The organism is Actinomycetospora sp. ABD4_176 (assembly GCF_056311855.1).
The window spans coordinates 3099268-3117103 of sequence record NZ_CM149974.1 but is presented as its reverse complement, the minus strand read 5'-3'; the positions used below and the strand labels follow the sequence as shown (position 1 = coordinate 3117103).

15 protein-coding genes and 1 tRNA gene are annotated in these 17836 nt (G+C 75.8%); 10 read left to right on the top strand and 6 right to left on the bottom strand.

What is annotated here, in order from left to right:
• The first annotated feature begins 105 nt into the window (after positions 1-105).
• From ACYX4T_RS15060 to ACYX4T_RS15040, 5 genes are all read left to right on the top strand, one after another.
• Complete coding sequence (locus tag ACYX4T_RS15060) at positions 106-588, top strand: CarD family transcriptional regulator (RefSeq protein WP_116707106.1); 483 nt, start codon at positions 106-108, stop codon at positions 586-588.
• A 28-nt stretch (positions 589-616) separates the two neighbouring features.
• Positions 617-1321, top strand: a complete 705-nt coding sequence (ispD, locus tag ACYX4T_RS15055) for a 2-C-methyl-D-erythritol 4-phosphate cytidylyltransferase (protein ID WP_476010109.1) — start codon at positions 617-619, stop codon at positions 1319-1321.
• Positions 1318-1782, top strand: a complete 465-nt coding sequence (gene ispF / locus ACYX4T_RS15050; RefSeq protein WP_476010108.1) for a 2-C-methyl-D-erythritol 2,4-cyclodiphosphate synthase — start codon at positions 1318-1320, stop codon at positions 1780-1782. The genes ispD and ispF overlap by 4 nt, the downstream gene beginning before the upstream one ends.
• A 79-nt stretch (positions 1783-1861) precedes the next feature.
• Positions 1862-3589: a PPE domain-containing protein gene (locus tag ACYX4T_RS15045; RefSeq protein ID WP_476010107.1), complete on the top strand. Its 1728-nt coding sequence runs from the start codon at positions 1862-1864 to the stop codon at positions 3587-3589.
• On the top strand, positions 3586-4407 hold the full coding sequence (locus ACYX4T_RS15040; RefSeq protein WP_476010106.1) for an ESX secretion-associated protein EspG: 822 nt from the start codon (positions 3586-3588) through the stop codon (positions 4405-4407). Before ACYX4T_RS15045 ends, ACYX4T_RS15040 begins: the two co-directional genes overlap by 4 nt.
• Positions 4408-4597: 190 nt before the next feature.
• Here ACYX4T_RS15040 and ACYX4T_RS15035 read toward each other — a convergent pair whose 3' ends face one another.
• From ACYX4T_RS15035 to ACYX4T_RS15025, 3 genes are read right to left on the bottom strand one after another with little or no spacing between them, the layout of a single operon-like run.
• Complete coding sequence (locus ACYX4T_RS15035; protein ID WP_476010105.1) at positions 4598-5527, bottom strand: VWA domain-containing protein; 930 nt, start codon at positions 5525-5527, stop codon at positions 4598-4600.
• A 56-nt stretch (positions 5528-5583) separates the two neighbouring features.
• The gene (locus ACYX4T_RS15030; protein WP_476010104.1) at positions 5584-6573 is read right to left on the bottom strand and encodes an AAA family ATPase; all 990 of its coding nucleotides are present in this window, start codon (positions 6571-6573) and stop codon (positions 5584-5586) included.
• A gap of 26 nt (positions 6574-6599) precedes the next feature.
• Positions 6600-7724 (bottom strand): NDMA-dependent alcohol dehydrogenase, encoded by a 1125-nt coding sequence (locus tag ACYX4T_RS15025; protein WP_476010103.1) that lies wholly within the window; start codon positions 7722-7724, stop codon positions 6600-6602.
• 163 nt (positions 7725-7887) lie between these two features.
• Here ACYX4T_RS15025 and cysS point away from each other — a divergent pair, with 163 nt between their 5' ends.
• The 3 genes from cysS (at position 7888) to ACYX4T_RS15010 (ending at position 11761) form a co-directional block, all read left to right on the top strand.
• Positions 7888-9282 (top strand): cysteine--tRNA ligase, encoded by a 1395-nt coding sequence (gene cysS, locus ACYX4T_RS15020; RefSeq protein ID WP_476010102.1) that lies wholly within the window; start codon positions 7888-7890, stop codon positions 9280-9282.
• Positions 9283-9286: 4 nt separating this feature from the next.
• Entirely contained in the window at positions 9287-10321 is a 1035-nt protein-coding gene (gene rlmB / locus ACYX4T_RS15015) for a 23S rRNA (guanosine(2251)-2'-O)-methyltransferase RlmB (RefSeq protein WP_476010101.1), read from the top strand.
• Positions 10322-10417: 96 nt separating this feature from the next.
• Positions 10418-11761, top strand: coding sequence for a short-chain fatty acid transporter (locus tag ACYX4T_RS15010; RefSeq protein ID WP_476010100.1), 1344 nt, complete (start codon positions 10418-10420; stop codon positions 11759-11761).
• A gap of 3 nt (positions 11762-11764) precedes the next feature.
• Here the strand turns inward: ACYX4T_RS15010 and ACYX4T_RS15005 are convergent, their stop codons facing one another.
• Positions 11765-13393, bottom strand: a complete 1629-nt coding sequence (locus ACYX4T_RS15005) for an adenylate/guanylate cyclase domain-containing protein (RefSeq protein WP_476010099.1) — start codon at positions 13391-13393, stop codon at positions 11765-11767.
• A 158-nt stretch (positions 13394-13551) separates the two neighbouring features.
• On the opposite strand from ACYX4T_RS15005, the gene ACYX4T_RS15000 reads away from it, so the two are divergent.
• Positions 13552-14646, top strand: a complete 1095-nt coding sequence (locus ACYX4T_RS15000; protein WP_476010098.1) for a LacI family DNA-binding transcriptional regulator — start codon at positions 13552-13554, stop codon at positions 14644-14646.
• A 3-nt stretch (positions 14647-14649) separates the two neighbouring features.
• On the opposite strand, the gene ACYX4T_RS14995 is transcribed toward ACYX4T_RS15000, so the two are convergent.
• Both ACYX4T_RS14995 and ACYX4T_RS14990 read right to left on the bottom strand, forming a co-directional pair.
• Entirely contained in the window at positions 14650-16080 is a 1431-nt protein-coding gene (locus ACYX4T_RS14995) for an alpha,alpha-trehalose-phosphate synthase (UDP-forming) (RefSeq protein ID WP_476010097.1), read from the bottom strand.
• Positions 16046-17434, bottom strand: a complete 1389-nt coding sequence (locus tag ACYX4T_RS14990; protein WP_476010096.1) for a threonine/serine exporter family protein — start codon at positions 17432-17434, stop codon at positions 16046-16048. The genes ACYX4T_RS14995 and ACYX4T_RS14990 overlap by 35 nt, the downstream gene beginning before the upstream one ends.
• A 324-nt stretch (positions 17435-17758) precedes the next feature.
• Here ACYX4T_RS14990 and ACYX4T_RS14985 point away from each other — a divergent pair.
• Positions 17759-17834, top strand: a tRNA-Thr gene (locus ACYX4T_RS14985).
• Positions 17835-17836 lie beyond the last annotated feature (2 nt).

Genomic DNA, 17836 nt, shown 5'->3' with positions numbered 1-17836 from the left:
CCCGGCGAGTTGTCAAGTCCCTGACCTGCGAAGACGGTGCAATCCCCTGCCATGCCCGTGCGTCGGACGTGTTAATCTGGGAGAAGCGAAAGGGGCTCGGGACACATGGTTTTCAAGGTCGGCGAGACCGTCGTCTACCCGCACCACGGTGCCGCACTCATCGAGGCCATCGAGACCAGGACGATCAAGGGCGAGGAGAAGAAGTACCTCGTCCTCAAGGTTGCCCAGGGCGACCTGACCGTCCGGGTCCCCGCGGACAACGCCGAGATCGTCGGTGTCCGCGACGTCGTGGGCCAGGAGGGTCTGGACCGGGTGTTCGAGGTGCTGCGTGCACCGCACACCGAGGAGCCGACCAACTGGTCGCGCCGGTACAAGGCGAACCTCGAGAAGCTCGCGTCGGGCGACGTGAACAAGGTGGCCGAGGTCGTCCGCGACCTGTGGCGCCGCGAGAAGGACCGCGGTCTGTCCGCGGGCGAGAAGCGGATGCTGGCGAAGGCGCGCCAGATCCTGGTCAGCGAGCTGGCGCTGGCGGAGGGCACCGACGAGGTGGCCGCCGAGTCGCTGCTCGACCAGGTCCTGGCGTCCTGAGCAGCCTCCGGAGAGGCGTCCCGGGGCGGTGACCGTCGCGGCGATCGTGCCGGCGGCGGGACGCGGTGAACGGCTGGGCCTCGGCCGGCCGAAGGCGCTCGCGGTCGTGGGTGGTCTGACGTTGGTGGCGCGTGCCGTCGACGGGCTCGTCGAGGGCGGGGTGGAGACGGTCGTCGTCGTCGCCCCGCCCGGTGACGAGGACGCGGTGCGCGCGGCGCTCGGGTCGCGGCGTGCCGTCGTGGTGCCCGGCGCCGACGACCGCGTCGGCTCGGTCGCGGCGGGTCTCGACGCCCTGCCCGCCGACGCCGACGTGGTGCTCGTGCACGACGCCGCGCGGTGCCTGTGCCCGCCCGAGGTGGTGCGCGCCGTCGTCGACGCCGTCCGCGCGGGACATCGTGCCGTGGTACCGGTCACGTCCGTCGCGGACACCCTCCGGCGCACCGACGTCGCGGGGGTCGTCATCGGCCTCGTCGACCGCACCGGCCTCGCCGCCGTCCAGACGCCCCAGGGCTTCGACCCGGCGACGCTGCGGGCCGCGCACCGCCGGGCCGGTGAGCGGCGCGCGGCGGGCGGACCCGTCGCCGCCACCGACGACGCCGGCCTCGCCGAGGACCTCGGCGTGGGCGTCGTCACGGTCCCCGGCGACCCGCGCGCCTTCAAGGTGACGACGCCGCTCGACCTCGCGATGGCGGAGGCGCTGGTGGCGGCGGGCTCGACGGTGGAGCACGCGTGAGGGTCGGCATCGGCACCGACGTGCACCCGGTCCGCGCCGGCGTGCCGTGCTGGGTGGCCGGGCTCTACTGGGAGGGCGTCGACGGCTGCGCCGGGCACTCCGACGGCGACGTCGCCGCGCATGCCCTCGGCGATGCGGTGCTGTCGGCGGCCGGGCTCGGGGACCTCGGCGCGGTGTTCGGCACCGGGCGCGCGGAGTGGGCCGGGGCGTCCGGGGTGCGACTGCTGGAGGAGGTCCGCGGGCTGGTCGGCGCGCAGGGCTGGGTGCTGGGCAACGCGGCGGTCCAGGTGATCGGCAACGCGCCGAGGATCGGTACCCGCCGCGACGAGGCGCAGGCGGCGCTGTCCGCGGCCCTGGGTGGTCTCGTGGCCGTGTCGGGGACGACGTCCGACGGGCTGGGGCTCACCGGCCGCGGCGAGGGACTCGCGGCCGTCGCGACGGCGATGCTGCGGCCCGCCTGACGTTCCCGGCCCCGCACTTTCCCGGAACCGCACCCGCGCCGCGCGGCGTCTTCCTACGATCGCCGCGAGGAGGTGACCGGTGGCCCAAGGCGCCCCACCGTTCGGGACCAACTGGTACGGCGTGCCGCACCAGGTGATCTGGGACGCCTTGAGCACGGGTCCCGGTTCGCCCGGTTTCCACGACGCCGGCGCGCGGTGGAACGAGCTGGCCGACCGCATGGTGGCGGTCACCGATGCGGTCGGCCGCGCCAACACCACGCTCGGCGTCGCCTGGACCGGCGACGCATCGCTGTCCGCGCAGGAGCGCGTGGAGCCGCTGCGGCCGTGGATCGATCAGGCCCGGGGACTCGCGACGGCGGTGCGGGGCATCGGCGACCAGCAGGGCGCCCACCTGCAGGCCGCGCGCGCCGAGATCGTGGACGGCAAGGAGCGTCCCGCGGACGGGTCGGCGTGGGACGCCGCGGTCAGCGGCTACCTGGAGGGACCGCTGCTCGCGCCGGTCCCGGCGGTCGGGGGTGGCGCGCTGCCGGGCGGGGGCGTCGACGTCCTCGCGCGAGTGGTCGAGCAGCAGGCCGCCCAGCTGATGGCGCAGCGGGCGATGGAGGACTACCAGGGCGCCAGCGGCGACTCGATGAGGACGCTGCCCCAGTTCGCGGGCCCGCAGGCCACCGGGGTGACGCCGGCCGCGCTGCCGCCCGCGCCACCCGTGACGGCCGAGGCCGACGGTGTGTTCGGCGTGCCCGGCGGGGCGGGTGGCGGCGCGGGCGTGCCGGGTGGGGGCGGAGCCGGCGGCGGTGTGGGTGCTGTTCCCGGCGCTCCCCCGGGCGGTGGCTCGGGGGGCGGTGGCGCGGGCCTGCCGCCCGGGTCGACGACGGCGACGGGTGTGCCCGGTGTCCCGGGCCCGCCGGGGAGCCCCGCGACGGGTGGCGCCGGTGCCGGCGGGGTTCCGGGCGGAGCCCCCGGTGGGGCCGGCCCCGGGGGTGTCGTCCCGGGTGCCGCGGGGACCGGTGGTGCGGGGACGGGTGGTGCGGGGACGGGTGGTGCGGGGACGGGTGGTGCGGGCGCCGGGGGTGGCGTGGTGCCGCCCGTGGGCGCCGTGCCGGGCGCCGGCGCGGGCGGCGCCGGCGGTGCGGGCCGCGTGCCGCCGGGGACGAGGCCGGGGTCGACCCCCGGCGCCGTCCCGGGCTCGACGGGCGCCGGACGTGTCCCGGGCGTGCCGGGTCTCCCCGGCGACGCGGGCGCGGGGCGGGCCGGGGGCGCCGGCGGTGTCCCGGGTGCGAGCGGCCTGCCGGGCTCGGGCGGGGTCCCCGGCTCGAGCGGTGTGCCCGGCTCGACGGGCGCGGGCGGCGTTCCGGGCGCGGGTGGCGCGGGTGGTGGCCGGCCGGGCTCCGCGGTCGGCGCCGGCGAGGTGGGCGGCCGACCGGGTGGGGGTCTCGGCGGTGGACCCGGCGGTGGTGTCGGGGGAGGTCTCAGCGGTGGGCCCGGGGGCGGCTCGGGCGGTGGCGCCGGGGGCGTGGGCGGAGGCGCCGGAGGTGCCGGAGGTGCCGGAGGCGCCGGTGAGCCGGGGCCCGGCGCGCGGGTCGGCGCCGGTGGCGGGGCCGCCGCGGAGGCCGGGGTGACGCGCACCGCCGGGGCGGCCGCGGCGGAGGGCCGCGCCGGCGCGGTGCCGATGGTCCCGCCCGCGGGCATGGTCGGCGGGCCGGGCGGCGACGGTCAGCGGCGCCGTCCCGACTACCTCTCCGAGGACGACCCCGACGCCATCGCCGGCGCGCTCCCCGCCACCACGCCTCCGGTGATCGGCGAGTGAGGGGCGTCCTGCCGATGACGCTGGGCGCGCGGTTCGCGGGCGCCCGGCTCGACGTCGGTCAGTACGTCGCGCTCTGGCGCCACCTCGGGTTCGACGCGCGCCCCGCCGCCCTGCACGTCCTCGACCACGGGCGCACCCACGCCGAGCGCGACGCCCTCGACGCCGCGGCGTGGCGGCGCCTCGCGGCGCAGGGGCTGCTCGACGACCGCGGTGCCCCCGACCCGGGCCTCGCCGACGCCCTCGGGGTGCTGGCCCGACCGGCCTGCGAGCTCGACGTCGTGGTGCTCGCGGACGGGCACGCGGCGCAGCCGACGCTCGCGGCCGCCCGCGGGACGCTCGGCGTGGTCGCCCGCCTCGACACCGAGGGCCTGCTCCTCGAGACCGTCCACCCGCACGACCTCGCCGGCGCCCTCCTCGCCCGCCTCCCCGACGCGCGCGCCGCGCCCGGCGTACCGATGTCGCTGCCCGCCGACGCCCTGTTCGGCCCGGGCCTGACCCTCGACGACCGCTGCCGCCGGGTGCGGCGCGCCGGGGCGTCCGCGCACCACGTCGAGCGCCTGCGGGCGCTGTGGGCGCGCACCCCGGACCGTGCCATGACCTTCGGGGTGACAGCCCGCGACGCCGACGGCGTGCCGCGTCGCGGACCGCGCACCGTCACGGTGCTCGACACCCGGGTCGGTCGCGTCGCCTGGGGTCTCGACGCGACCGGTCGCCGGGTCCTCGTCCACCCGATCGACCGGTCGCGGCTGCGCCACGAGCTCGCGGCCCTGCTCGACGGCCACGCCACCGACGTCGTGCGGCGTCGCGGGTCGGCGTAGGAGAACCGACGCCCGCGCGTGGACGTGTCGCCGACGCGGTCGTCGGAGAGCGCCCGTCCTCGCGAGCGGCACCTCCGGCAGGCCGACGATCACGTCGATCACGCCGAACGTGGCCCTCGCGATGCCGGCGAAGGGGACCCCTCGCCGATCTATCCGCCCGAAGGTGCCCTTCGCTCGCAAGGCCGCACGCTCACCGCAGCACCGCCCGCACGGCCGCGGGGGCGTCGGAGGGCTTGAACAGCGGCACCGACCGCCCGCCCCCGGCGGCGGCGAGGCGCGCGCAGGAGACCCGGGCCTCGTCGTCGTCGACCGTCACCAGCGTGTGCACGCGCGCGGGCCCCGACGCGCCGGCGACGGGCGCCGGGTCCTCGCCCTCGTTCCACGCCCCGTCGGTGAGGACGACGACGTCGGCGTGCGGCACCCGCGCGGCCGTGGCCTGGGCGAGCGCGGTGCGCAGGCCGAGCGCGAGGTCGGTGGTGGAGCCGCCGCGCAGGTCGAGCAGGGCGTCGAGCACCGCCGACGCCGGGGCGGGGGAGTGCAGGTGGCGCAGCAGCACCGCCCGCGACCAGAACGCCACGACCGCGAGCTCGTCGTCGGTGCGCAGGCCCGCGGCGAGGGCACCGGCCGTGGTCACCGCCGTCGTCAGCGGCTTGCCGGCCACCGACCCCGACGCGTCGACGAGCAGCACGATCGCCCGCCCCGGGGAGCGCCAGCCGCGCCAGCGCAGGTCCTCGGCGCGGATGGGCCGGTGCTCCAGGGACCGTTCGAGGGTGGCGTCGAGGTCCAGGTCGAGACCGTCGCCGGCGACGGTCGCGAGCCGGCTCGAGCCCCGCCGCTCCGTCTCGCCCGCGCGCGCCGGCGGCACGAGCAGGCGCACCGCGAGCCGCCGGGCCGCCGCGCGCAGGGCGGGGTCGGTGGCGCGCGCGAGGTCGGCGAGGAGGTCGACCGTGGCGTCGGGGTCCTCCTCGTAGGCCCCCGACACGGCGGCCTCGTCGAGCACCCCGACCGTCGGCGTGACCTGCTCGAGGTCGTCGTGGCGCCGCTGCAGGTCGGCGCGGGTCTCGGTGCGCCGGGCCTGGTCGCGCAGGAGCTCCTCGACCTCCTTGGGGTCGGTGACCACGCGCGGCGGGGCCCCGGGTGAGCGCCCCGGCTCCGGGGGCGGCGGCGCGCCGGGACTCAGGCTTTTCCCGGGTCACCGTCCTCGGTGCCGCGCTCGTCGACCGGCGCGCTCGCCGCCCACAGTTCGGCGACGACCTCCTCGACCGTGCGCGTCGAGCCCTCGAGCAGCTGCACGCGCCCGGACAGCGCGGCCAGCGCGGCGTCGGTGCCCGTCGTCTCCGCGGCCGGGGCGAGGCGGCCCGCGAGCGGCACGTCGCGCAGCTCGGCGAGCGAGGCCGCGACGGCGACGAGGTCGAGCGCGCCGCGCACCGACGAGCCCAGCCGCAGGTCCCGGTGCTCGCGCGTCGCCCGCGTCGCCCGGACCGCGCGCTCCACGAACGCGACGTCGACGACGCCGTGGTCGCGGCGCACGATCGCGGTCTCGTCGTCGGCGCTCTGGTGGGCGAACCCGACGCGGCAGGAGCGGTCGTAGAGCGCCGGGGTGATGCGCCCGGTGCCGACGGCGTCCGAGGGGTTCATCGCGGCGACCAGCCGGAAGCTCGGTGCGGCGTCGACGACCCCGAGCCGCGGCACGTGCAGGCGCCGCTCCGAGAGCACGCCCAGCAGCACGTTGAGCGTCTCCTCGGGGACGCGGTTGAGCTCCTCGACGTAGAGCAGGGCGCCCGTGGTCAGGGCGCGCACCAGCGGGCCGGGCACGAAGTTCTCGGGCCGGTAGTCCTCGGTGAGCACGCGGGAGGGGTCGTGGTGGCCGACGAGGCGCGCGGGGGAGAGCTCGGCGTTGCCCTCGACGAGCTCGAGGCCGACGCCGGCGCCCTCCGCGAGCGCGCGCAGCAGGGTCGTCTTCCCGGTGCCCGGCGGGCCCTCGAGCAGGATGCTGCGCCCGGCGGCGAGCGCGGCGGCGATGACCTCCGACTCGCGCACGCGCCCGACGACGCGCGCGCGGGACGCGTCGATCATCGCGCGCACCGGGAGGGGGCCGGCGGTGGGCAGACCGGGGACGGCCCCGGTGTCCACCAGGGACACCGGGGCCGCGGAACCGTTCGTCACGGGTGTCGGATACCTCGGATCGGGGGTCAGTCGAAGATCAGGACGCCACGGATGTTCTTGCCGGCGTGCATGTCCTCGTAGCCCTGGGCGACCTCGTCGAGCTTGTACTGCTTGGTGACGAGCTCGTCGAGCTTGAGCTTCCCGTGGTTGTAGAGGTCGAGCATCTTCGGGATGTCGGCGTGCGGGTTCGACGACCCGAACAGCGAGCCCTTGAGCTTCTTCTCGAACAGGGTCAGCTCGCCGATCGGGATCGGCACGCCGATCTCGGTGATGTCGCCGAGGCCGGTGACGACGACGGTGCCCTGCTTGCGGATCGCGGCGAACGCCTCGCCGACGTGCTCGGGCTTGGTGATGCCGATGGTCACGAGCGCGACGTCGGCGCCCTGGCCGTTGGTGAAGCCCTTGGCGATCTCGGTGGCCTCCTCCATCGACTCGACCGCGTGGGTCGCGCCGAGCTCGAGGGCCTTCTCGCGCTTGAACGCGACCGGGTCGACGGCGATGACGTTGGCGGCGCCCGCGTGGGCGGCGCCCTGGACGGCGTTGGCGCCGATGCCGCCGATGCCCTGGATGATCACGGTGTCGCCGGGGGCGACGTCGCCGGTGTTGACGGCGGTGCCCCAGCCGGTGCCGACCGAGCAGCCGAGCAGGCAGGCGACCTCGAGCTTGGTGTCCTGCGGGACCTTGATCGCCGAGTCGACGGCGACCGTCGTGTACTCGGAGAAGGTCGAGATGCCGCACATCTGGCCGACGTTGCTGCCGTCCTCGAGGTGCAGACGGGTCGACGGGTCGGTCCAGCGGGTGCCCGCGAGGAGGCCGGCGCCGAGGTCGCACAGGTTCGAGTGGCCGGTGGCGCACCAGCGGCACTTGCCGCAGGCGGGGAGGAACGAGAAGACGACCTTGTCGCCGGCCTCCCAGCCGGGGGTGTTCGGGCCGACCGACTCGACGATGCCGCCACCCTCGTGGCCGCCGGCGAAGGGGTACGTGCCGACGGGGATGTCACCGGTGGCGATGTGGTCGTCGGAGTGGCACAGGCCCGACGCGACCATCTTCACCCGGATCTCGCCCTGACGCGGGTCCTCGACCTCGACCGTCGCCGTCTCGTACTTGCCGGGGGCCTGACGGACGAGGGACGTCCGGCACGTGATGGACAACGCTGACCACTCCTTGCGTCGCGAGAACGTCGAATGATGCGCGTGACTCTATGTCCGTCCTCACACCTTGGGAAGGGGCTTCCCGAACGATCGATCGGTCGGCGAGAAGTCGGGTCGCGACGGGTCGGCGAGGGTGGATCCGGCGTTCCGTAGGATCCGGGCGGTGAGCCTGCACCTGTACGACACCGCACGACGCGAGCTGCGGGAGTTCCGCCCGCAGCGCGCCGGCACGGCGTCGATGTACGTGTGCGGGGCCACCGTCCAGGGCGTGCCCCACGTCGGGCACGTGCGGTCGGGTCTCGACTTCGACGTGCTGCGCCGCTGGCTCACGCACACCGGCCACGACGTGCTGCTCGTCCGCAACGTCACCGACATCGACGACAAGATCCTCACCAAGGCCGAGGCCGCCGGCCGGCCCTGGTGGGAGTGGGCGGCGACGCACGAGCGGGCGTTCGCCGCGGCGTACGACGCGCTGGGCTGCCTGCCGCCCTCGATCGAGCCGCGCGCGACCGGCCACGTCACCGAGATGATCGAGCTCATCGAACGGCTCGTCGAGCGCGGCCACGCCTACGCCGCCGGCGGCGACGTCTACTTCGCGGTGTCGACGTGGCCGTCGTACGGCGAGCTGTCCGGCCAGCGCCTCGAGGAGATGGAGCAGGGCGAGGGCGCGGACCCGCGGGGCAAGCGCGACCCCCGCGACTTCACGCTGTGGAAGGCGGCCAAGCCGGGCGAGCCGGACTGGCCGACGCCCTGGGGCCGCGGGCGCCCCGGCTGGCACCTCGAGTGCTCGGCGATGGCCACGCGCTACCTGGGCCCGCGCTTCGACATCCACGGCGGCGGGCTCGACCTCGTCTTCCCGCACCACGAGAACGAGCTCGCGCAGTCGCGCGCCGCGGGGGACGGATTCGCCGAGTACTGGCTGCACAACGCCTGGGTGACGATGGCCGGGGCGAAGATGTCGAAGTCGCTCGGCAACACGCTGGCCATCCCCGCGGTGCTCGAGCGGGTCCGCCCGGTGGAGCTGCGCTACTACCTCGTCGCGCCCCACTACCGCTCGACGCTGGAGTACTCCGAGGAGGCGCTGGCCGAGGCCGCCGCGGCGTACCACCGCATCGAGTCGTTCGTGCACCGCGTGCACGACCGGGTCGGGGCGGTGCCGGTCGGGCGGGTGGGCGACGCGTTCGCCGCCGCCCTCGACGACGACGTCGCCACGCCCGCGGCGCTCGCGGAGGTGCACGAGACCGTGCGCCGGGGCAACGCCGCCCTCGACGCCGGCGCGCGCGACGAGGCGCTGGCGCTCGCGGGCGCGGTCCGGGCGATGACCGGCGTCCTCGGCCTCGACCCCGTCGCCTGGGCGGAGACGTCCGGTGCCGGCGGCGACGCCGCCCGCCAGGCCCTCGGTGCGCTGGTGGACGCGCTGCTCGAGCAGCGCACCCGCGCGCGGGCCGAGCGCGACTTCGCGCGCGCCGACGCCCTGCGCGACGAGCTGACCGCCGCCGGCGTCGTCGTCGAGGACACCGCCGACGGCCCCACCTGGACCCTCAAGGACGGTGCGTAGCGCCATGGCCGGCAACTCCCGCCGCCCCGGGGCCCGCCGCAACCCGGGCTCGAAGAAGGGCCCGACCAAGGGCTCGGGCGGCAAGAACCGTCGCAGCCTCGAGGGCAAGGGCCCGACCCCGCCCGCGGACAAGCGCCCGAACCACAAGGCCTACCGCTCGGACGGCGCGTCGGCCTCGACGGCGCGGGGCTCGGCGACCCGCCGCCCCGCGGGCGACGAGCGCGGCCCCGCCCGCCGCGGCCCGTCGCGCCGCGAGGACCCGGACGGCCCGCAGGTCGTGCTCGGGCGCAACCCGGTGGTCGAGAGCCTGCGCGCGCACAGCCCGGCGACCGCGCTCTACGTCGCGCAGAACATCGACGTCGACGACCGCGTGCGCGAGGCGATCAAGATGGCGTCCGAGCGGGGCGTCTCGGTGCTCGAGGTGCCGCGCGGTGACGTCGACAGGATGGCCGACGGAGCCCTGCACCAGGGCCTCGCGCTCGCGGTGCCGGCGTTCGAGTACCGCCACCCCGACGACCTGCTCGAGGAGGCGCGCCAGCGGGCGCACCTGGCGCGGGTCGAGCCGCTGCTCGTGGCGCTCGACGGCGTGCAGGACCCCCGCAACCTCGGCGCGGTGCTGCGCTCGGCGGCGGCCTTCGGTGCGCACGGGGTGCTGCTGCCGCTGCGCCGGTCGGTCGGCGTGACGCCGGTGGCCTGGCGGACCTCGGCGGGGGCCGCGGCGCGCGTGCCGGTCGGGCGCGCGACGAACCTGTCGCGGACCCTGACCGGCTGGCTCGACGAGGGCCTCGTCGCGGTCGGGCTGGACGGCGAGGCGGGCACCGACATCGACCACCTGGACGACGTCGCCGGCCCCGACGCCGCCCGCGGCCCGCTGGTGCTGGTCGTGGGCTCGGAGGGCAAGGGCCTGTCGCGCCTCGTGCGCGAGACCTGCACGGGCGTGGTGTCGATCCCGATGGCGGGCGACGTGGAGTCCCTCAACGCCTCGGTGGCCGCGGGCGTGGCCCTGGCCGAGGTGGCCCGGCGCCGGCGCGGCGGCTGACGATTTCCTGACGGCGGCTCGGACCGGCCCGCGTGCCGGGCACCATGTCGGCGCACTCCTGCCTCACGGGGCGGATCTCGGCGAAGGAGCCCGACGTTGCTGCGCACCCTGTCCCGCCCCATGGTCACCGCGGTGGAGCGGTTCCTCCCGGGGGCCTTCGTCTTCGCCGTCGTCCTGACCGTGATCGTGGCCGTGCTGGCCCTGGTCTTCGGCGACGTCGGCCCCGTCGAGCTCACCCGCGCGTGGGGTGACGGGCTGTCCGGCCTGCTCGACTTCATGACGCAGGTGGCTCTCGTGCTGCTGCTGGGCTACACGCTCGCCACCACCCGCCCGGTCAAGGCCGGCCTGGTCCGCATCGCCGAGGTGCCCCGCGGACCGCGGACGGCGTACGCCTTCGTCGCCCTCATCGCCTCGCTCGCGTCGCTCATCAGCTTCGGGCTCGGTCTGGTGGTGGGCGGCGTCATCGCCCTGGAGGTCGGGCGCGCGGCCCGCCGCCGGGGCACGCCGCTGCACTACCCGTTGCTGGTCGCGAGCGCCTACTCCGGCTTCGCGGTCTGGCACATGGGTTACAGCGCCACCGGCCCGCTCGCCGCCTCCACCCCGGGAAGCTTCGTCGAGGAGGCGATCGGGCGGACCATCCCGATCACCGAGACGGTCTTCTCGCCGTGGAACCTCATCGCGATCGCGGTGTCCGTCGCGGCGATCCTCGGCACGGTCGTCCTGCTCGCGCCGAAGGGCGACGACCCGGTCGTGGCCCTGCCCGACGCGATGGTCGAGGAGGAGGCCGACGCCGAGCCCGACGCGCCGGCGTCACCGGCCGAGCGCATGGAGGCCTCGCGCCTGATCACCACGGTGCCCGGCGTCGCCCTGGTCGGTTACCTCGTCGTGTACTTCGTGCAGGAGGGGTTCGACCTCACCCTCGACATCGTGAACTGGAGCTTCCTCGCCGCGATCCTGCTGCTGGTGCGCAGTCCGCGTGAGCTCACCGGCCTCGTCGGCGGCGCCGTGCGCACCGTGGGCGACGTCCTGCTCCAGTACCCGCTCTACGCCGGGATCATCGGCATGATGACCGCCTCGGGGCTGGCCGCCCAGCTGAGCGGCTTCTTCACGACCGTGGCGGGCCCGGGCACGCTCGGCGTGCTGGCGTTCCTGTCGGCGGGGCTGCTGAACATGTTCGTCCCCAGCGGCGGCGGCCAGTTCGCCGTGCAGGCACCGATCTTCCTCGACGCGGGCAACGCGATCGGCGTGGACCCCGCCGTGATCACCATGGCGATCGCCTACGGCGACCAGTGGACCAATCTGATCCAGCCGTTCTGGGCGCTTCCGCTGCTGGCCGTGGCCGGGCTGGGGGTGCGGGCCATCTTCGGGTTCACCGCCATCACCTTCCTGACCACCGGGATCGTCTTCGGGGGCACCCTGCTCGTGCTGGGTGCCGGGTAGCCCTCACCCGCGCGACGGTGCGGGCTGCGGGGCGTCGGCGCACTGTCCGGGGTCCGGCGACCCGGCGCACGCCCCCGCGTGCTCGCGCGGCACGGCGAGGTCGGTCTCGCCCTCGCGGCCGCGCAGCACCCGGGCGTCGATCACCTGCCAGCGGTCGGCCTCGTCGCCGGCCCGGGACAGCGCCGCCCCGGACGCCACCACGCAGCCGTCGATCTCCTTCGCCGCCTCGGTGAGCCGGGCCGCCTCGTTCACCGGGTCGCCGATCACCGTGTACTCGTAGCGCCGCGTGTCGCCGATGTTGCCCGCGACCGCCTCGCCCGCCGACACCCCGATGCCCGCGGAGATGCCGTCGAGCTCGGTGGCGATCCGCCGCGAGAGCTCCCGACCGGCGCGCAGGGCGCAGCCCGCGGCGTCGTCGAGCGCGGTGGGCGCTCCGAACACGGCGAGCGCGGCGTCGCCCTCGAACTTGTTGATCCAGCCGTCGTGCTGCTCGACGACGTCGATGACCACCGCGAAGAACGCGTTGAGCATCTCGACGACCTCCTGCGGCGGGCGGGAGGCCGCGAGCCGCGTCGACCCGACGAGGTCGACGAACAGCACCGCGACCTCGCGGACCTCGCCGCCGAGCTCGACGTCGTTCTCCAGCGCGGTGCGGGCGACGTCCTCGCCGACGTGGCGCCCGAACAGGTCGCGCACCCGCTCCCGTTCCCGCAGCCCCGAGACCATCGTGTTGAAGCCGGCCTGGAGCAGCCCGAGCTCGGTGGTGTCGAAGACGGGGACCTCGGCGTCGTAGTCGCCGTCCTCGACGCGGCGCTGGGCGCGGCGCACGGCGAGCACGGGCGCGGCGGTCGAGGCCGCCGTGAGCACGGTGACGAGGAAGCCGACCACGAGCGCGACCCCGCCCAGCACGAGCACCACCAGCGCCAGCCGGTCGGTGGTGTAGCCGCCGAACGCCAGCGAGGCCACGGCCGCCAGCAGCACACCGACCAGCGGCACCGCCGTCCCCACCGCCCAGGAGCCCACCGACCGCAGCGCGACGCCGGGCAGCACGCGGCCCTCGGGCGGCTTGTCGTTGAGCACCCGGGCGACCTCGCGGCGCAGCACCCGCTCGACGAGGCGGTAGGTCACCGCGACGGTCGCGACCCCGCCCAGCCCGACCGTGATGCCCACCGACACCCCCAGCCGCGGGCTGGAGAAGACGTTGATGAGCACGAACAGCACGAGCGCCGCCATCCACAGCACCGTCTGCACCGTCGCGAGCCGCAGCGGCCCGCGCAGCACCACGCGGCGCACGCGCTTGCGGTGGCGGCGCACGGCGGCCTCGTCGGCGCCGGGGCCGGGCGCGCGCGGCACGCGCATCCGGACGTGCCCCCAGACCGAGCCGACGACCACCGCGGCGACCAGGTAGGCGCCGAACGCGATCAGGTTGCGCACGAGCGCGCCGGGGTCGTCCTGGACGAGCTCGCCGAGCGGGAGCACCCAGGCCGCGAGGACGAGCACGACGCCCGCGCCGACGATGTTGGGGGTGACGACGACGAGCGCGAGCGCCACCCGCGTCACCAGCCGCAGGCCATGATCCGGGGAGCGGTCCGGCGCATCGGCGTCCTCGGCCGCCCTGCCGCGCTGGGACATGCGCGGACTCTAGCGCCGCCCGCTGCGCCGAACAGTGGAGGTCCACCCGGGGCTCCGGCTGCGCTCCGTGTCCTCCGACCAGGTCACACACGGCGCACGGGGACGCCCATCGGTCGCGTGGAGTGGCCCTAGATCGAAACAGTCGATACGTTCGGGCGGTGGGTGAGGCACTCGAGGGTCGCCGGTCGCGGCGGACCGCCACGCTGGCCTCGCTGGCGGCCGAGCTGGGCGTGTCCCGCACGACGGTGTCGAACGCCTACAACCGCCCCGACCAGCTCTCGCCCGCGCTGCGCCGCCGCGTGCTCGACACCGCGCGCCGCCTCGGCTACCCCGGCCCGGACCCGGTCGCGCGCTCGCTGCGCACCCGCAAGGCCGGCGCGGTCGGCCTGCTGCTCACCGAGGCCCTGTCGTACGCGTTCCGCGACCCGGTGGCCGTCCAGTTCCTCGAGGGGCTCGCGCTGGCCTGCGAGGACAACGGCTCGGGCCTGCTGCTCGTCCCCGTGAGCCCCGAGGCCGACGACCCGGGCGCGGTCGCGCGGGCCGGCGTCGACGGGTTCGTCGTCTACTCGATGCCCGACGACGACGACAACTTCCACGCGGTGCTCGAGCGCCCGGTCCCGGTCGTCGTCTGCGACCAGCCGACAGCGGTCCCCGACGTCGACCGCGTCGGCATCGACGACCACGCCGCGATGGTCGACATGGCCCGCCACCTCGCGGGCCTCGGGCACCGCAGGGTCGGCGTGCTCTGCATGCGCCTGTCGACCGAGCGCAACGACGGCTTCGCGAGCGTCGAGCGCCAGCAGCGCGCCCGCTACGAGGTCCAGCGCCGGCGCCTCGCGGGCCTGCGCGAGGGCTTCGGCGAGGCGGGCGTCGACTGGTCGACGGTTCCGGTCGTCGAGCGCTACGACCACAGCGAGTCGGCCGGCGCCTCGGCCGCCGAGCAGCTGCTGGCCCAGCACGACGTCACCGCCGTCGTCTGCACCTCGGACATCCTGGCGCTCGGCGCGCTGCGCCACGCCCGGCGGTCCGGCCGCTCGGTGCCCGAGGACCTGACCGTCACCGGCTTCGACGGCGTCCCGGCCGCCGAGCGCGCCGAGCTGACGACCATCCGCCAGCCGACCCTCGACAAGGGTCGTGCCGCGGGCGAGCTGCTGCTCGACCGCGGCGACCGCCAGCGCTCCCGCACCCTCCTGCTGCCCACCGAGCTGCTCGCCCGCGTGACGTCGGGCCCTGCCCGCGACACCAGCCGGTAACCGTCAGGTCCCGACGCCCAGCGCCGCGAGGAACCCCGCGGCCCAGCGCTCGACGTCGTTCGCCAGCACCTGCTCGCGCATGAGGCCCATCCGCCGGCGGGACTCCTCGTGGTCCAGCGACGCCGCGGCCACGATGGCGTCGCCGACCGCGTCGATGTCGTGCGGGTTGACGAGGAACGCGCCCGCGCCCAGGTCGTCGGCGGCGCCGGTGAACTCCGAGAGCACCAGCGCACCGTCCCCGTCGGGCCGCGAGGCGACGTACTCCTTGGCGACGAGGTTCATGCCGTCGCGGTAGGGCGTCACGAGCATGACGTCGGCGGCCCGGTAGAAGGCGACGAGCTCGTCGCGCGGGGTCGACTGGTGCACGTAGTGCACGACGGGGTTGCCGACCCGGCCGTACTCGCCGTTGATCCGCCCGACGGCGAGCTCGATCTCGTCGCGCATCTCGGCGTAGTGCTCGACGCGCTCGCGGCTCGGGGTCGCCACCTGGATGAGCACGGTCTCGGCGGGGTCGAGCCGCCCGTCCTCGAGCGTCTCGGCGAACGCCTGCAGGCGGACGTCGATGCCCTTGGTGTAGTCGAGGCGGTCGACGCCGAGCAGGACGGTGCGCGGGTCACCGAGCTCGTGGCGCAGCGACACCGCCCGTTCGGCCACCGCGTCGGCGCGGGCGGTCTCGTCGAGGTGCCCGGCGTCGACGGAGATGGGGTGCGCGCCGACGGTGATCGTGCGCCCGTCCGGCGCGGTGACGTGCCCCGGGTCGCCGTCGACGGTGATCGGGGTGTCGTCCGCCGTCGCGTCGGTGAGCCGGGCGGCGACGCGCCGGAAGTTCTCGGCGCCCCCGACCGTCTGGAACCCGACGACGTCGGCCCCCAGCAGGCCCTCCACCACCGGGCGCCGCCACGGCAGCTGGGCGAACAGCTCGGCGGGCGGGAAGGGGATGTGCAGGAAGAAGCCGATGCGCAGGTCCGGGCGCCGCTCGCGCAGCATCTGCGGGACGAGCTGGAGCTGGTAGTCCTGCACCCACACCGTCGCGCCCTGTGCGGCGGCGTCCGCGGCGGCCGCGGCGAAGCGCTCGTTGACCGTGCGGTAGGCCTCCCACCAGGAGCGTTCGAACCGCGGCCGCGCCACGACGTCGTGGTAGAGCGGCCAGAGGGTCGCGTTGGCGAAGCCCTCGTAGTAGGCGGCGACCTCGTCGGCGCCGATCGGCACCGGCCGGATGGCCATGCCCTCGTCGTCGAAGGCGGCCGGCGCGGCGTCGGGCTTGCCCGGCCACCCCACCCACGCGCCGCCGCGCGAGCGCAGCGTCGGTTCGAGGGCGGTGACCAGGCCCCCCGGTGCGCGGCGCCACTCGCCGTCCTCGTCGAGGTCGAAGGGCAACCGGTTGGCCACCACCAGCAGGTCAGAAGACCCGGGGGCGTCCTCGGCGTGCGTCACGTGCTCTGTCCTCCGCGGTCACTCCGGGCAGCAGACGGCGGACCAGCCGCTGCAGGGGCCAGCCGATCTGCTCCCCGACCGAGACCCCGGCTGCGAGGGCGAGACCGAAGGTCAGGGCCAGCAGGATCGTCACCGCTCCCTGGGCGACGCTGCCGTACGCGAGCTGGGAGAACCCGCGGTACATCGTCAGACCCGGTAGGAGCGGTGTGATCCCGGCGATCACCAGCACCAGCGGAGGTGTACCCAGTGCGCGGGGCAGGAGCATCGCCACGAGGCCGAGGGCCGCGGCCGCGAGCGCGGCGGCGACGACCTCACCGGCCCCCAGCAGACCGAAGGCCGCGTAGGAGGCCCACGCCGTCGCCCCGGCCAGCGCCGCCAGCGGCAGCGAACGCCACGGCGCGTAGGCCGAGAGGGCGAAGAGCATCCCGGCCGCCGCGGCCGCGAACAGCGACAGCGGGTGCAGCGAGGGCAGCGGCCCCGGCGGGACCACGGCCGCGTAGGCGCCGGCGTCCGTGCCCAGGACCGTGCCCACGAGCTTGATGCTCACGACGACCCCGACCAGCAGCCCCGCCGACGCGATGACGACCTCGACGACGCGCCCCGCGGCCGTCAGCGGGAAGCCCGAGATGGCGTCCTGCACCAGGCCGACCAGCGAGAGCCCGGAGAGCAGCACGACGATCCCGGCCGCGATGACGAACACCGGCGAGTCGGCGAGCGTGCCGGTCGAGGCCAGCGACGTGGCGCTGAGCGTGACGATGGCGGCGCCGACCATCTGCTGGAAGAACATCGGCACCCCGCGCCGGCCCAGCCAGCGCGCGACGGCCCAGATGACGCCGGTGGCGGCCGTGGCCAGCGCGGCGACGACCCATCCGCCGCCGAGCAGGAAGGCGACCGCGCCGGCGAACAGCGACCGCGCGATCCCGGCGACGAAGCGCGGATAGGGGTGGTTCGCCCGGACGGCGTTGCCGAGCCGGGTGACCGCCTCCTCGACGGGCATCGGCTCCTCGCGGTCGACGATGCCGGTGATGATGTCGTCGACCTCGGTCAGGCGCGTGTAGTCCTGGGTCCGGTAGCGGACGTTGCGCATCGTCGTCACCGGGCCGGCCTCGTTGCCGCGGTGGCAGCACATGGTGATCGTCGAGAACGCGATGTCGACGTCGCAGGTCGGCAGGCCGTAGACGCGGGCGATCGCGATCATCGTGTCGTGCGCGACGGCGGCGCCGGCGCCGGTGGCGAGCTGGACCTCGCCGATGCGCAGCGCGAGGTCGAGCACGCGCAGGACCAGCGCGTCCTCGGCGACCTGCGGGCCGGTGACGGCCGGCAGGAGGTTGTCGCGGACCGTCGGCGCGTCCACGGAGCGCCGCAGGTCGGGTGTGACGGGGAACTGTCGACGGAGCGAGCCTCGTGCTCGCTGGGCCACCCCCACGGGCGGACCTTCCTCTCCTTGCTCTCCGGTGTGCTCGGGCCGCGGACGGTGCACACCGGGAATCTTCATCCAGCCACCTGCGCAGACGTGTGGGAGCCGATCGTGGTTGCCGGGCGCGGACGTGCCCCACGTCCCACCCGTCCGGGCCCGCCAGGGGCCCCGCCCGCCCACCGCGCCGACGCACGAGATTACGGCCCCGCACCCCTGGGCGGGGTCTCTCCGCAGGACCGGCTCTCGTACCATGGCCCGCGTGCCGGCGTAGCTCAATCGGCAGAGCGCTCGCCTTGTAAGCGAAAGGTCCGGGGTTCGATTCCCCGCGCCGGCTCCAGG